Below are 16391 nucleotides of genomic sequence, written 5' to 3' on the forward strand. Positions count from 1 at the left end.
ATATGATGAGGAGAACATCGGAACTGAGGACAAGCCTGATATGCGTACAGTGCTTCATTTCCATCCAGCACTTGCTCCTGTTAAGATCGGTATCCTTCCTCTTTCCAAGAAGCTTAACGAAGGTGCTGAGAAGATTTATGCGCAGCTTTCCAAGAAATACAACTGCGAGTTTGATGACAGAGGAAACATTGGTAAGAGATATCGTCGTCAGGATGAGATTGGAACACCTTTCTGCATTACTTATGACTTTGATTCTGAGACAGATAACAAGGTTACAGTAAGGTTCAGAGACAGCATGGAGCAGGAGCGTATCGCAATTGATGAGCTTGAGGCATTCTTTGCTGACAAGTTCGATTTTTAATGATATAGGGATTAAAGACCAAAAGCTGATGTGCTTGCACAAATCAGCTTTTGGTTTTGAAGACCGAACATATATGAGGAAGTAGCACGATAGTGCGGATTCCGAATGTATGTAGGATTGCGAGAGCAAGGCGAAGCAATCCGTATATCATGTTATATATTTAGGAGGATTATAATGAGATCATTTACAGCTGACGAGCTTAGAAAAGCTTGGAAACAGTTTTATATTGACAGAGGACACGTTGACTGCGGCGCTGTTTCGCTTGTTTCAGACGGTTCCACAGGCGTTATGTTCAATGTTGCTGGTATGCAGCCACTTATGCCATACCTTCTTGGTAAAAAGCATCCTATGGGAACAAGACTTTGCAATGTTCAGGGATGTGTTCGTACCAATGACATTGATTCAGTAGGTGACAAGAGCCATGGCACATTCTTTGAGATGATGGGAAGCTGGTCACTTGGTGACTATTTTAAAAAAGAGCGTTGCCAGTGGAGCTTTGAGCTTTTGACACAGCTTTTTGGATTTGATGCTGATCACCTTGCAGCAACTGTTTTTGCAGGTGATGAGAATGCTCCAAGAGATGAAGAGGGCGCTAAATACCGTATCGAGTCTGGATTTAAGCCTGAGAACATTTTCTATCTTCCAGCAGAGGACAACTGGTGGGGACTTGAATATGGCCCATGCGGACCTGACAGTGAGATGTTCTATGTTAAGGATGTTCCTGACTGTGGTCCTGACTGCGGTCCTGGATGCCACTGCGGTAAGTACACTGAGATCGGTAACGACGTATTCATGCAGTATGAAAAGCATCACGACGGAAGCCTTACTCCTTTATCACAAAAGAACGTTGATACAGGATGGGGACTTGAGCGTATCCTCGCTTTCCTTAACGGCGTAGATGACGTTTACAAGATCGATCTTCATGCTCCGGTTATCGCTTACATTGAAAAGGAGAGCGGCATCAAGTATGAGGCAGATGAAAAGACAACAAGATCCATGAGAATCCTTGCTGATCACACACGTACATCCGTAATGCTCATTGGAGATGAGGCTAAGCTGCTTCCTTCGAACACTGGCGCTGGATATATCCTTAGAAGACTTATCCGCCGTGCAGTAAGACATGCAAGAACTCTTGGACTTAATAAGGATCAGATTCTTGGAGTAGCACAGATTTATATTGATGAGTATAAAGACAGCTATGAGAATCTTGCAAAGAATGAGAAATTCGTTCTTACTGAGCTTGAGAGAGAGATCGTTCGTTTCGAGTCAACTCTTGAAAATGGTATGAAGGAATTCAAGAAGATACTTGATAAGACTTCTGAAGCAGGCAAGAAGGAAATTGACGGTAAGGATGCGTTCTTCCTTTATGATACATTTGGATTCCCTGTAGAGCTTACTGTTGAGCTTGCAGAGGAAGAGGGCTTTACTGTTGATGAGGAAGGCTTTAAGGCATCTATGGAAGAGCAGAAGCAGAAGGCCAGAGATAATCAGAATTTCTCAGCTAATCTCACAACTGGCGCAGGAGTATTTGATTCACTTCCTGAGGATGTTACAACTGAGTTTGTTGGATACACCAGCATTTCCTGCGAAGGTAGTGTAGTTGCAATTGCAGCAGGTGATGCACTTTCAGAGGAGCTTTCAAGCGGCGCTGAAGGAACTATCATCACAGACAAGACTCCTTTCTACGGAACCATGGGTGGACAGGTTGGAGATATCGGTGTTATTGAGGGCGAAGGCGGATCAAAGTTTGAAGTCCTTGAGACCATCCATGTAGCTGGCGGAAGAACTGCTCATGTTGGTAAGGTTGTTTCCGGATCATTTAAGGTTGGCTCTAAGGTAAGCCTTAAGGTTGATGCTGAAAACAGAGCAAAGACCTGCCGCAACCACTCAGCAACCCACCTTCTTCAGAAGGCTCTTCGTGAGGTCCTTGGCGACCATGTTGAGCAGGCTGGTTCCTATCAGGATCCTGACAAGACAAGATTCGACTTCTCACATCACCAGGCTATGACAGCGCAGGAGATCAAAAAGGTTGAGGATCTTGTAAATCAGAAGATCGCTGAGGCACTTCCTGTTGTAACAGAAGAGATGTCCATGGAAGAGGCTAAAAAGACCGGAGCTATGGCTCTGTTCGGAGAGAAGTATGGCGACAGAGTAAGAGTAGTTAAGATGGGTGATTTCTCCATCGAGCTCTGTGGTGGTACTCATGTATCAAATACAAGCCACGTAGGAATCTTTAAGATCGTTTCTGAGAGCGGCGTAGCAGCTGGTGTTCGTCGTATTGAGGCTCTTACAGGCAGCAACGCGAGAGATTATTATGTAAATGTTGAAAATACACTTGATGATGCAGCTAAGGCACTTAAGACCAATCCTTCTGACATCACAGCCCAGATCAAAAAGCTCCAGGAGGAGCTTAAGGCTCTCAGAAGTGAGAACGAGTCCTTAAAGAGCAAAGAAGCTCAGGCAGCTCTTGGTGATGTTTCTGACCAGGTAGAGGAAGTTAATGGAGTAAAGCTCCTTTGCGCAGCACTTAAGGGTGTAGACATGAACGGCCTTAGAGATCTTGGTGATCAGATGAAGACTAAGCTTGGCGAAGGCGTTGTCGTTCTTATTTCAGAAGCAGATGGAAAGGTTAACCTTGTTACTATGGCAACTGATGGCGCTATGACAAAGGGAGCTCACGCAGGCAACCTTGTTAAAGCTATCGCACCTAAGGTAGGCGGTGGCGGCGGTGGCCGTCCTAACATGGCACAGGCTGGAGGCAAGAATCCTGCAGGCATTTCCGATGCTATTGCAGAAGCCAAGAAGGTACTTGCTGAACAAATTGGCTGATCTTTCAAAAAACTTCTTGACGACAAATGTTTTTATGATATAATTATTGATGTTATGTGAGTCAAAAGGGCTCAAAGCATAGCAAATAACCCAATCAGTCATGTACTTGAAGGGACTGAAGGGAGGGTAAGAGTAGAGATGTCAACTGTAGTAGTTAAAGAGAATGAGACTTTGGATAGCGCACTGCGTCGTTTCAAGAGAAGTTGCGCCAAGGCTGGTATCCAGCAGGAGATCCGTAAGAGAGAGCACTACGAGAAGCCTAGCGTAAGACGCAAGAAGAAGTCTGAGGCAGCAAGAAAGCGCAAATATAACTAAATCAAAGAGAAAAGTCCTTGGATGTTTTCCAAGGATTTTTTTTTAGAAAGTTTGGGATTTGGCGGATGGTAAAACTCATTGTTTGGGCGCTTATAATCATAGTCCTTATTGCTGTAATATATCATGATACCCATAATTTCAAAATATATGAGTATGAGGTATGCTCCGACAAGGTTAGTGGCGATTACACTTTTGTTTTTCTCACTGACCTTCATAGTTATGTCTTTGGTAAGGACAACGACAGGCTCATAAAGGCAATCGATGATATTCATCCGGATGCCATTTTATCTGCCGGAGATATGTTTACATCCCATCACCGCGATGGGAAGTTTCATCCGGAAATAGCTTATTCTCTGCTTAAGAGACTTTCCAAAAAGTACCCTCTTTATATTTCTAACGGCAATCACGAGGAAAAGATCAAAGAGAGCAGGGCTATATTTGGCAATGCCTTTGACAGATATAAAGAGAGCCTTAAGAGAGAAGGGCTCATTTATCTTGATAATGAGTCGGCAGATTTTGGCAAAGACATCAGGATAACGGGGCTTTGTCTTCCGACAGCATATTTTCAAAAGATAGTAAAAAAGGAGATGGAAAGCGATCTCTTAGACAGGAAGATTGGTGGTATTTCGGCTTCTGAAAAAGAGAGATTCCAGATCCTTATTGCACATAATCCCCTGTATTTTGATGAATACAGGAAGTGGGGCGCAGACCTTACTGTTTCAGGTCATGTTCATGGCGGTATCATAAGGCTTCCTTTACTTGGAGGAGTTATTTCTCCTTCGATAGCTCTTTTCCCAAAATACGATGGAGGGAAGTATGTTAAGGAAGGAAAGACCATGATCCTTAGCAGAGGCCTTGGAACCCACACAATACATGTAAGATTATTCAACCCTGGAGAGGTATCTGTTATCAAAGTGAGGGGTAAGTCAGATGTCACTTGAAGTTAAGCTGCAGGTGTTTGAAGGACCACTTGACCTTCTTATGCACCTCATTGATAAGAACCAGATAGATATTTACGATATTCCTATTGTAACCATAACGGAGCAGTACATGGAATATATTAATGCCATGCAGAAAGAGGACATGGAGGTCACTTCAGAGTTCCTTGTAATGGCAGCTACACTTATGAACATCAAATGCAAGATGCTTCTTCCTAAGGAAGTTAACGAAGAGGGTGAGGAAGAGGATCCAAGAGCAGAACTTGTTGAGAAGCTCCTTGAGTACAAGATGTACAAGTACATGGCCTATGAGCTACGGGACAGGCAGATGGATGCTGGCCTTCAGTGGTTTAGGCAAAAGAATCTTCCAAAGGAAGTCAGGGACTATGAGATGCCCATCGACTTTTCTAATCTCATTGGCGATACAACCCTTGTCAAGCTCAATGAGATATTCCAGGATCTCTTAAAGAGACAGGAAGATAAGGTGGACCCCATAAGGAGTAAATTTGGCAACATCGAGAAGGAAGAGATTGACATGGATGCCAAGACTCTTTTCATCAAGGCTTACATTAGAGAACACAAGACCTTCAGCTTTAAGAGTTTACTGGAAAAACAGTCCAGTAAGACAGAGATAATCGTTACATTCCTCGTTATCCTTGAGGAGATGAAGCTGGGCGAGATTGAGATAGAGCAGGATGGCACCTTTGGTGACATTATGATCACATCAAGAAAGGCAAGCTGATATGACCAGAGAAGAAGGCGCAAGTATAGTAGAAGCTATCCTTTTTACCATGGGAGATTCAGTTGAGATATCATCCCTTGCAAAGGCGATGGAAACTGATGCCAAGCAGGTAAAGGATTATATTGCATATTTAAAAGAAAAATATGAAAAGGCAGACAGCGGAATAGGAATATTGGAGCTGGATAAAGCTGTGCAGCTGTGCACCAAGAAAGAGATGTATGAGTATCTTGTTAAGATCGCCAAGGCACCCAAGAAGGCAGTCCTTACGGATTCTCTTATGGAAACACTGTCAATCATCGCCTACAAGCAGCCTATTACAAGGCTTGAGGTTGAGAAGATAAGAGGTGTTAACAGTGATCATGCTGTCAACAGACTTGTGGAGTTTGGACTTGTCCAGGAACTTGGAAGACTTGATGCTCCAGGCAGACCGCTCCTTTTTGGAACCACTGAGGAATTCCTTAGAAGCTTCGGTGTCCGCAGCCTTGAAGAGCTGCCAGTTATAGGGACTGTGCAGGTTGAGGAGTTTAAGGCTCAGGCGGAACATGAAGTTCAGCTAAAACTTGATATTTAAAAATGCAGGTAGAATGTGAATTATTTAGCATTCTACCCTTTTTTTTGAGGATTTTTATGTTATACTATACTGTGACTAAAGTTGCGATATTTGTGCATAAAAATATATTTACGGAGGTAAAGAAATGAGTAGTTCTTCACAAGCGAGTCAAAGAATTAATGCTTTGCTCGATGAAAACAGTTTCGTTGAAATTGGCGCACTTGTGACCGCAAGAAGCACAGATTTCAATCTGAAACAGGAAGAGACACCTTCAGACGGTGTAGTAACCGGCTATGGTGTTATCGACGGTAATCTGGTGTATGTATACAGCCAGGATGCGTCAGTACTTGGCGGATCAATTGGTGAGATGCATGCTAAGAAGATCGTTCGCCTGTATGAGCTGGCTATCAAGACCGGTTCACCTGTTATCGGACTTATCGATTCAGCAGGACTTCGTTTGCAGGAAGGTGCAGATGCCCTTAACGCATTCGGAGAGATTTATCTTAAGCAGGTGGAGGCTTCTGGAGTAGTGCCTCAGATTACTGCAGTCTTTGGCGCGTGTGGTGGCGGACTTGCACTTATTCCATCTATCACAGATTTCACATTCATGGAGGAGAGCAAGGCTTCTTTATTTGTTAACTCACCTAACGTACTTGAGGGCAATTACAAGGAGAAGCTTGACACTTCAAGTGCTAAGTGGCAGAGCCAGGAGACTGGCAACGTAGACGTTGTAGCTGATGAGGCTTCTGTTTACGCACAGATCAGAGAGCTCGTTTCAATGCTTCCTTCAAACAACGAAGATAGCGACAATTTCGAGGACTGCACAGACGACCTTAACAGAGTATGTGAGAACCTTGATGGCGCTATGGCTGATCCAGCGGTTATTGCAGGTCAGATTTCAGACAACGGCGTATTCTTCGAGACTAAGAGAAACTACGCAAAAGAGATGGTTACAGGATTTATCAGACTCAATGGTGCTACAGTGGGTCTTGTTGGTAACCGCACAGCAATCTTTGACGAGAACGGTAAAGAAGCTGAGAAGTTTGATGATAAGCTTACAGCTCATGCATGTGAGAAGGCAGCTGATTTCGTAGAATTCTGCGATGCTTTCGATATCCCTGTTCTTACTCTTACTAATGCAACAGGCTTTGGCTCAAGCAAGTGTGATGAGAAGCACGTTGCTAAGGCTGCTGGTAAGCTTGTATATGCTCTTGCAAATGCTACAGTACCTAAGGTTAACGTTATCACAGGTAAGGCCTTTGGCAGCGCATATGTGATCATGAACTCCAAGGCTATCGGTGCTGATGTCACTATCAGCTGGCCAGATGCTCAGATTGGTACAATGGATGCCAAGTTTGCAGCTAAGATTCTTTGCGATGGCAAGGATGCTGAGACTGTTGCTAAGACTGAGACTGAGTATGCAAATCTCCAGAACAACGTAAGAAGTGCAGCAGCAAGAGGCTATGTAGATGAGATCGTTGAGCCTGCTGACACAAGAAAGTATGTTGTTGGAGCTTTCGAGATGCTTTTTACAAAGAGAGATGAGCGTCCTGCCAAGAAACACGGCACAGTTTAATGAAGGGAGCACTCAAAATGAAACATAAAATCTTAGTTTTGGGCGTGATGATGGCATCCCTTCTTGGACTTACTGCATGTGGCGCAGATACCACAAATTACAACACAGTAGAGGGAAGCAGATATCACTCCGAACTGTTTAAAACGGAAAACATCGTTGAATATGCTAAATATGTTGAGAATGATGCCTTTGAAAAATGGTTCCTTAGCGGTGTTACTCCTGAGAATTTTGAAGAGAAGGCATATTTTGATCTTGCCATGAACTTCAATAACATGTCTGGCGATCTGTCATTCAATGATGCTTACTACAATGTAAATGAATCAGGTTATGACAGCTGGTACAAGTCAATTGAGAGCATTGGCTACAATTCACTTGAAACATTGCAGTCTGATGTTGAGGTTACAGATGTACAGTACTACATCAATAAAGAGGGCGTTCTTGTTATTGACGCTACTGTTCAGGGAACCAAGCGCTCAGCTCTTATGGAAATCTATATGGGCAACGATTTCGTTCCCACAGACATCGGTGTAACTGTTAACAGATCAACTGGTGAGAAGCTTGAAAATGCCGGACTTAATACACTTCTTGGTATGGGAATGGCCTTTGCTGTCCTCATCATAATTTCACTTATTATTTCTTTGTTCCCACTTTTATTTGGTGGTAAAAAGAAGAAGGTAAGTGATAAAGAGATCGCACAGCAGGCAATTGACAACACAACTGCACAGATTGCAGACAAGGAAGACCTGGCAGGAGATGCTGAGCTTGTAGCAGTTATTGCAGCAGCAATAGCAGCATATGAGGGAAGTGCTAGTACTGACGGATTCCAGGTAAGATCAATAAGAAAAGTAAATACAAATTGGAAAAAGAATAGATAAGATTCTTTGAAAGGAGAAACAATGAAGAACTATACAATAACCGTTAACGGAAACGTATATGATGTAACAGTAGAGGAAGGTGCAGGCACAGGTGCAGCACCAGTAGCAGCTAAGGCTCCTGCAGCAGTAAAGGCTCCAGCAGCTCCAGCTAAGAAGGCCAGTGCAGGCGCCGGATCAGTTAAGATCGAGGCAGGTGCAGCAGGTAAGGTTCTCAGAATCGATGCAAATGTAGGACAGGCTGTTAAGAAGGGCGACACAGTAGTTACTCTTGAGTCTATGAAGATGGAGATCCCTATGGTAGCTCCTTCAGACGGAACAGTAGCAAGCATTGATGTAGCTGCAGGCGATGCAGTTGAGGCTGGAAGAGTTCTTGCAACCCTTAACTGATTTAGATGTAAGAAATACAAGTTTGAAAAAACAGAAAGAGGATACGAATGGATTACATAGTTAATACATTATCTAATCTCTGGCAACAGACCGCATTTACAACTATGTCACCTGGCAACTATATCATGGTTGTGGTTGCACTTGTTTTCTTGTATCTTGCGATTGCCAAGGGATTCGAGCCTTTGCTCCTTGTACCGATCTCATTCGGTATGTTACTTGTAAATATTTATCCTGATATTATGGCTGAGCCAACAGCTGGTGCTGCAGGTGGACTTTTGCATTACTTCTATATCCTTGATGAGTATGCTATCCTGCCATCACTTATTTTCCTTGGCGTTGGTGCCATGACAGACTTTGGTCCCCTTATTGCGAACCCTATCAGTTTCCTTATGGGAGCCGGAGCGCAGTTTGGTATCTTTTCAGCATATTTCATGGCTATCTTTTTTGGATTTAACGATCAGCAGGCAGCTGCTGTATCTATTATTGGTGGTGCTGATGGCCCTACATCTATCTTCCTTGCTAGTAAGCTTCATCAGACATCAATCCTTGGACCTATTGCTGTAGCAGCTTACTCATACATGGCTTTGGTTCCAATGATCCAGCCACCTATTATGAAGCTCCTTACAACTGATAAAGAGAGAAAGATCAGAATGCAGCAGCTTAGGGAAGTTTCCAAGCTTGAGAAGATTCTTTTCCCTATCGTCGTTACAATTGTTGTAAGTATGATCCTTCCAACAACAGCACCTCTTATCGGTATGCTGATGCTTGGTAACCTCTTCAGAGAGTCTGGCGTTGTTCGTCAGCTCCAGGAGACAGCATCCAATGCACTTATGTACATCGTAGTTATCCTTCTTGGAACATCAGTTGGTGCTACAACAAGTGCTGAGGCTTTCCTTAACACAACTACACTTATCATCGTAGTTCTTGGACTTATTGCCTTTGCCTTTGGTACAGCTGCAGGATGTCTTCTTGGTAAACTTCTTTGCTTCATTACAAGAGGCAAGATCAATCCTCTTATCGGTTCAGCTGGTGTATCTGCTGTACCTATGGCTGCCCGTGTATCACAGAAGGTTGGCTCAGAGTATGATCCTTCAAACTTCCTTTTGATGCATGCTATGGGACCTAACGTTGCCGGAGTTATTGGCACTGCGGTAGTTGCAGGTACCTTCATGGCGGTCTTTGGAGTTTAATTATTTGAATATACAGAAAGGATGAATATAGATATGGCAGAATTAGAGAAAAAACCAGTTCGCATTAATGAGACTGTTCTGCGTGATGCTCATCAGTCCCTGATCGCTACCAGAATGCCTACTGAGATCATGCTTCCTATCATTGAGACAATGGATAAGGTTGGCTACAATGCAGTAGAGTGCTGGGGCGGTGCTACATTTGATGCTTCAATGAGATTCTTAAAGGAGGATCCATGGGAGAGACTTCGTAAGCTTCGTGCAGGATTTAAGAACACCAAGCTTCAGATGCTCCTTCGTGGACAGAACATCCTTGGATACAAGCACTATCCAGATGACGTTGTTGAGTACTTCGTTCAGAAGTCTATTGCAAACGGTATCGATATTATCCGTATTTTCGACTGTCTTAACGACCTTAGAAACCTTGAGGCTTCTGTTAAGGCTTGTAAGAAAGAGGGCGGACACGCTCAGATCGCTCTTGCATATACACTTGGTGATGCATACACCCTTGATTACTGGATGAACATCGCTAAAGATATAGAGAACATGGGTGCAGATTCTATCTGTATCAAAGATATGGCAGGACTTCTTCTTCCTTACGAGGCAGAGAAGCTTGTTAAGGCACTTAAGAGCGCTACAAAGCTTCCTATCGACCTTCACACACACTACACTTCAGGTGTTGCCAGCATGACATACATGAAGGCTGCTGAGGCTGGTGTTGATATCATTGACTGTGCTATTTCTCCATTTGCTCTTGGAACATCACAGCCAGCTACAGAGGTTATGGTTGAGGCCTTCAAGGGACAGCCTTTCGAGACTGGACTTGATCAGAAGATTCTTGCTGAAATCGCTGATTACTTCAGACCATATAGAGAAGAGTGCTTAAAGAGCGGTCTTATGGATCCTAAGGTTCTTGGTGTTAACATCAAGACTCTTATGTATCAGGTTCCTGGCGGAATGCTTTCCAACATGGTTAGCCAGCTCAAGGAGCAGAACGCAAGTGATAAGTACAACACCGTTCTTGAGGAGATCCCTCGGGTTCGTAAGGACTTCGGTGAGCCGCCTCTTGTAACACCTTCTTCACAGATCGTTGGTACACAGGCTGTTATGAACGTACTTATGGGTGAGAGATACAAGGTTGCTACTGACCAGACCAAGGATCTCCTTGCTGGTGAGTATGGTAAGACAATCAAGCCTTTCAATCCAGAAGTTCAGAAGAAGATCATCGGCGACAGAGAGGTTATTACCTGCAGACCTGCTGACAGACTTAAACCAGGACTTCCTGAGTTTGAAGAGGCTGTTAAGCAGTACAAGCAGCAGGATGAGGATGTGCTTTCATACGCACTGTTCCCTCAGGTTGCTACAGATTTCTTCAAGTATCGTGATGCTCAGCAGAACAAGGTTGATGTTACAGCAGCAGATACTAAGAATGGCGCTTACCCAGTGTAATTGGGGCTAGTTTTTAATAAATGAAATAAAAGAAATGAAATTTTGCTATGGTTACATACAAAATTTCATTTCTTTTTTATGTTTTGAAGGATTCTTTGTGATAAAATTTTATTATGAATGAGTACCGAAGACACAGACAAGGTAAAAAACCTGTTGAAATTGGACAGCGACAGGTCAGAGAGCTAAGGAAAGCTGAGGTCGGAAGACAGATGCTGGCTCTTGATGAGGTCAGCGGTTTCAGGATAAGACCAGGCTTTTATAATATCAATGGCGCCACCATGCTTACAGATGGCGTTAATTTTACTGCCTATTCTAACGGGGCTACATCTATAACCCTTCTTCTTTTCAACAGAGGCGAGAATAAGCCTTTTGCCCAGATTCCATTCCCGGAAAGCTATCGCATAGGTAAGGTTTACTCCATGATCGTATTTGGCCTGGATATTGAAAACCTTGAGTATAGCTATATTGTCGATGGCCCTTGGGACCCGGAAAAAGGTCTTTTGTTTGATAAAAATCATCTGCTCCTTGATCCATACGCCAAAGCTGTCAGCGGACAGCGTATCTGGGGACAGAATCCAAATAAAGATGGTGCTTACAGGGCCAGAGTTGTAAGAGATAATTTTGAGTGGAACGACACCAATTCCTTAAAGATCCCTATGTGCGACTCAGTTATTTACGAGATGCACGTAAGAGGCTTTACCATGGATCCTTCTTCTGGAGTCAGATTCAGAGGTACCTTTGATGGCATCAAGGAAAAGGTTGATTATCTAAAACGCCTTGGCATCACTGCTGTTGAGCTAATGCCAATTTTTGAATTTGATGAGACAAGAGATAAAAGAGAAGTGGGCGGCAGGACCCTTTACGACTACTGGGGCTATAATACCGTCAGCTTTTTTGCCCCTAATACGAGCTATGCTTCACAGAGTGAGTACAACAAGGAAGGCGTGGAGCTTAAGCACATGATCAAGACCCTCAAGGACAATGGAATTGAGGTTATTCTTGATGTTGTATTTAACCATACAGCTGAAGGTAATGAATATGGGCCATTTATTTCCTTTAAGGGCTTTGATAACAATATTTACTACCTTTTAACACCGCATGGCCAGTACTATAATTTTAGTGGCTGTGGAAATACCATGAACTGTAACCATCCTATGGTCCAGGAGTACATTGTAGAGTGCTTAAGATATTGGGTTGAAGAGTACAGGGTAGATGGATTCAGGTTTGACCTTGCAAGCATTCTTGGAAGGGATCAGGATGGTGCGCCAATGGACAAGCCTCCTCTTATCCAGAGACTTGCCTATGATCCGATCCTTGGAAATGTAAAGCTCATTGCTGAGGCCTGGGATGCTGGCGGAGTTTATCAGGTTGGTAATTTCCCTGCCTGGAAGAGATGGGCTGAGTGGAACGGCAAATACAGAGATGATATCAGATCTTACCTTAAGGGTGATATCTGGACAGCTCCGGAAGCAGTTAAGAGGATCACAGGTTCCATGGACCTCTATGGCGGAGCATATATGGGATATGAGTCATCAGTCAACTTTATTACCTGTCATGATGGCTTTACTCTCTATGATCTGTATTCATATAATGGCAAGCACAATGAGGATAATGGCTGGAATAACACTGATGGTGCCAACGACAACAGAAGCTGGAACTGTGGCGCTGAAGGCGAAACTCAGGACCAGGGTGTGCTGGACCTTAGATACAGGATGATGAGAAATGCCATTGCTGTCCTTATGTGCAGCAGAGGAACCCCTATGATTTATGCTGGGGATGAGTTTGCAAATACCCAGTTTGGCAATAACAATGCATATTGTCAGGATAATGAGATATCCTGGCTCAACTGGAATTTACTTGAAAAGAACAAGAACTTTTTTGACTTCTACAGAAACATGATCCAGTTCAGGAGAAAGCATCCTTGCATCAGAAAAGACCTTAAGCCAGCCCACTGCGGTTTTCCTAATATTTCTGTTCATACAGAAAACCCTGATCATGGTAATATAAATAACGACTCTAAGGTTATCTGCGTCAGATTCGCAGGATATATCAAGAAAAAAGACCACGATGATATTGTTTACCTTGCAATAAATGCTTACTGGGAAGATATCCAGATCACACTTCCTAATCCACCTGAAGGAGCATTCTGGTCACTTTGTGTGGATACAGGTGATGAGAGCGGAAAGTATTTTTATAACAGACCTAAGCCTTTAACATGGAGAAATAAGACCATGAAGGCTAGAAGTGTCAACGTATTCATTGCGTCATACGGAGCAGAATATGGCAGCTGATGGTAAGAAAAATGAAAACAGCTTCACTGTCTGCGGCTTTGATTTTATGTCTGAAAATGATGCCCAGAAGGCTGAAATGGACCTATCCAAGATAAAGGTCCTTCAGACCAGGGTAAAAGCAAGCCGTCCGGCTGATATAAAAGCTGTTTATGAAAAATCTATAGAAAACAAAATCTTTAAAACCCCAATTGGTTGGGGATATCTATATGGGCTTAGAGATCAGCTCCTTGAAAGCGGTTATAAAGAGGAGGATCTCATACCCATACCTGTAGGCGTATCCATGACAAGACATTCTGCCATGGAGAATCTTTCAGTCAAGCAGAGAAAGAAACCTGAAAAGAAAAATGCTGAGTTTGGCAGGATTTTCCCTATAGTCCTTGATGTGGTCCTTGCTATTTTGGTGGTTGTGATGTTCCTTATCGCGGCCTCAAGCGAGAATGACAACATCATAAATTACAAGAGAAATGTGACAAATCGCTACTCTTCCTGGGAACAGGATCTGACAGAAAGAGAAAGAAAGGTCAGAGAAGCAGAAAAAAACCTTGGCATTGAGAGTCCATCAGCGTATTATGAGGATACAGAGTCAAATTGACAGGAGGAATCAAAGTGGACGATCTTAAGATACTTGTGGTTGACGATGAAAGCAGAATGCGCAAACTGGTTAAGGACTTTCTTAACAAGGATGGCTATATAGTAGTGGAAGCCGAGAATGGTCAGCAGGCCCTGGATATCTTTTATCAGGACAAGGACATTGCCCTTATCATTCTCGATGTAATGATGCCTATAAGAGATGGCTGGGAAGTTTGCAGAGAGATAAGAGAGCACTCTAAGGTGCCTATCATCATGCTTACTGCTAAGGCTGAGGAGAGGGATGAGCTTCTTGGTTTTGAACTTGGAGTTGATGAGTACATTTCCAAGCCCTTTAGCCCCAAGATCCTTGCAGCAAGAGTTTCAGCTATTTTAAGAAGGACCAATCAGACATCCAATAATGATGTTATGGAGATTGGCGGCATTGTTATCAATAAGGTAGCTCACAGCGTTTCTGTTGATGGAAAAGAGATCGATCTTAGCTACAAAGAATTCGAATTATTATCATACTTTTTTGAAAACAAGGGTGTTGCTCTCTCAAGAGAGAAGATCCTTAATAATGTTTGGAATTACGACTATTTTGGCGATGCCAGAACTATCGATACTCATGTAAAAAAACTCCGTGGTAAGCTTGGCAATAAGGGTGACATGATCAAGACTATTTGGGGAATGGGATACAAGTTTGAGGAGTAAACAGTCTTGAAAAACAATAAGAAAATCCATTCCATAAGATTTGAAATAAGCGTAGTTTTCCTGGCTATAATGGTTGGAACTTTCGTTATCTGTCTTTTTGTAAATCTCTTTTTTATGGAGAGGTTTTACATTCAGAACAAGAGAGAAGCAATCATTGCTGCCTACAGGAGCATTTCAAATGCCATACAAAATGGCGATATTACATCAGCGGATTTTGATGAAGAGATTTCCCATATATGTGAACGGTATAACATAGAAATGATAGTTATGGATGCTGATTCTGAAACTGTGAAAGCTTTCAGTAACAACCCAGAGCTTCTAGGCAAGATACTGTGGGAAAACATGATAAATCCTTCAGCAGGAACTGAGGTAATAGAGAACAGGACTGTTATTGATAGCGGCGATGACTATACCCTTCAGATCGATGCCGACAGGGGAACTGGCAGACAGTACCTTGAGATGTGGGGCATAGTTGGAAATGGAAACCTTGTACTTCTTCGTGCGACCATGGAAAGTATCAGGGACAACGTAGCTATTTCCAATACCTTTATGAGCTATGTGGCTATTATTGCCATTGTTATCGGCTCAGTAGTTATCGTTTATATATCCAAAAAGGTAACAGATCCCATAAAGAAACTGTATCTTATATCAGATCAGATGAAGCAGCTCAACTTTGAGGCTAAATATACCTCAGATGAGCCCTATAAAAACGAGATAGATGTCCTTGGACAGAACATGAACGAACTGTCTGAGACTCTTGAGACCACAATTAAAGAGCTTAAAAATGCAAACGTTGCCTTAAAGCAGGATATTGCCAAGAAGGAACAGATCGATGAGATGCGAAAAGAGTTCCTTTCAAACGTATCTCATGAACTCAAGACCCCTATAGCCCTTATACAGGGATATGCTGAAGGCCTTAAGGAAGGTGTCAGTGACGACGAGGAGAGCAGGAACTTTTACTGCGAGGTTATCATGGATGAGGCATCCAAGATGAACATCATGGTAAAGAAGCTCCTTACCCTGAATCAGCTTGAGTTTGGCAATGAGAGTGCCAATATGGAGCGATTTGATATAGTTGATATGATCAAAAACTACATCAAATCTGCATCGATGCTGGCAAAACAAAAAGAAGCAACGGTAAAGTTTGACGATTATCCGCCGATATTTGTATGGGGAGACGAATTTAAAATAGAAGAAGTCCTCCAGAATTATTACAGCAATGCCCTTAATCACATTGCTGGTGAAAGGATTGTAGAGATAAAGCTTGTCAGCAAGGAAAATCACGTCAGGATTTCAGTGTTTAACACAGGAACACCAATCCCTGAAGAAAGCCTTCCTCTTATCTGGGACAAGTTCTACAAGGTTGATAAGGCAAGAACCAGACAATATGGTGGTAGCGGCGTTGGACTTTCCATCGTCAAAGCAATCATGGAAGGAATGGGACAGGCCTATGGCGTCATCAATTATGACAATGGCGTAGAATTTTATTTTGAACTTGAGACAAAATAGTCTATAAGTGAGGATGCATGTATGAGGGGAAAAAGATTTTTTTCAGCCGCATTAATAATCAGCTTGAGCTTATCGCTTGTTGGCTGCGGAGAGAAATTTCC

At 42.9% G+C, this 16391-nt stretch carries 15 protein-coding genes; all 15 read left to right on the top strand.

Going from position 1 to position 16391, the window contains the following annotated elements; translation table 11 throughout:
* Positions 1 to 361, top strand: a 361-nt coding sequence (locus J6I68_RS16400) for a His/Gly/Thr/Pro-type tRNA ligase C-terminal domain-containing protein (protein ID WP_292221871.1), incomplete at its 5' end; no start/stop codon positions are given.
* A gap of 174 nt (positions 362 to 535) precedes the next feature.
* Positions 536 to 3190, top strand: coding sequence for an alanine--tRNA ligase (gene alaS, locus J6I68_RS16405; RefSeq protein WP_292221873.1), 2655 nt, complete (start codon positions 536 to 538; stop codon positions 3188 to 3190).
* Positions 3191 to 3328: 138 nt separating this feature from the next.
* Positions 3329 to 3505 (top strand): 30S ribosomal protein S21, encoded by a 177-nt coding sequence (gene rpsU, locus J6I68_RS16410; protein ID WP_013280615.1) that lies wholly within the window; start codon positions 3329 to 3331, stop codon positions 3503 to 3505.
* 65 nt (positions 3506 to 3570) lie between these two features.
* Positions 3571 to 4446 (top strand): metallophosphoesterase, encoded by an 876-nt coding sequence (locus J6I68_RS16415; RefSeq protein ID WP_292221875.1) that lies wholly within the window; start codon positions 3571 to 3573, stop codon positions 4444 to 4446.
* A complete protein-coding gene (locus J6I68_RS16420; protein WP_292221877.1) occupies positions 4436 to 5185 on the top strand; it encodes a segregation and condensation protein A in 750 nt (249 codons plus the stop codon). The genes J6I68_RS16415 and J6I68_RS16420 overlap by 11 nt, the downstream gene beginning before the upstream one ends.
* Before the next feature lies 1 nt (position 5186).
* Positions 5187 to 5756 (top strand): SMC-Scp complex subunit ScpB, encoded by a 570-nt coding sequence (scpB, locus tag J6I68_RS16425; protein WP_292221879.1) that lies wholly within the window; start codon positions 5187 to 5189, stop codon positions 5754 to 5756.
* 124 nt (positions 5757 to 5880) lie between these two features.
* Positions 5881 to 7311, top strand: coding sequence for an acyl-CoA carboxylase subunit beta (locus J6I68_RS16430; protein WP_292221881.1), 1431 nt, complete (start codon positions 5881 to 5883; stop codon positions 7309 to 7311).
* A gap of 17 nt (positions 7312 to 7328) precedes the next feature.
* Entirely contained in the window at positions 7329 to 8186 is an 858-nt protein-coding gene (locus J6I68_RS16435) for an OadG family transporter subunit (protein ID WP_292221883.1), read from the top strand.
* A gap of 21 nt (positions 8187 to 8207) precedes the next feature.
* The gene (locus J6I68_RS16440) at positions 8208 to 8573 is read left to right on the top strand and encodes a biotin/lipoyl-containing protein (RefSeq protein ID WP_292221885.1); all 366 of its coding nucleotides are present in this window, start codon (positions 8208 to 8210) and stop codon (positions 8571 to 8573) included.
* 47 nt (positions 8574 to 8620) lie between these two features.
* Positions 8621 to 9763, top strand: coding sequence for a sodium ion-translocating decarboxylase subunit beta (locus J6I68_RS16445; RefSeq protein ID WP_292221886.1), 1143 nt, complete (start codon positions 8621 to 8623; stop codon positions 9761 to 9763).
* Positions 9764 to 9796: 33 nt separating this feature from the next.
* Positions 9797 to 11209, top strand: coding sequence for an oxaloacetate decarboxylase subunit alpha (locus J6I68_RS16450; protein ID WP_292221888.1), 1413 nt, complete (start codon positions 9797 to 9799; stop codon positions 11207 to 11209).
* 209 nt (positions 11210 to 11418) lie between these two features.
* Positions 11419 to 13500 carry a glycogen debranching protein GlgX gene (glgX, locus tag J6I68_RS16455; protein ID WP_292221896.1) on the top strand — a complete coding sequence of 694 codons (2082 nt, stop codon included), beginning with the start codon at positions 11419 to 11421 and terminating at the stop codon, positions 13498 to 13500.
* Positions 13490 to 14092: a hypothetical protein gene (locus tag J6I68_RS16460; protein ID WP_292221890.1), complete on the top strand. Its 603-nt coding sequence runs from the start codon at positions 13490 to 13492 to the stop codon at positions 14090 to 14092. Before glgX ends, J6I68_RS16460 begins: the two co-directional genes overlap by 11 nt.
* 14 nt (positions 14093 to 14106) lie before the next feature.
* Positions 14107 to 14781 carry a response regulator transcription factor gene (locus J6I68_RS16465; RefSeq protein ID WP_292221892.1) on the top strand — a complete coding sequence of 225 codons (675 nt, stop codon included), beginning with the start codon at positions 14107 to 14109 and terminating at the stop codon, positions 14779 to 14781.
* A gap of 6 nt (positions 14782 to 14787) precedes the next feature.
* Positions 14788 to 16290, top strand: coding sequence for a sensor histidine kinase (locus tag J6I68_RS16470; protein ID WP_292221894.1), 1503 nt, complete (start codon positions 14788 to 14790; stop codon positions 16288 to 16290).
* Positions 16291 to 16391: the final 101 nt, after the last annotated feature.

It is taken from the genome of Butyrivibrio sp. (genome assembly GCF_017940685.1).
GTDB lineage: Bacteria > Bacillota > Clostridia > Lachnospirales > Lachnospiraceae > Butyrivibrio.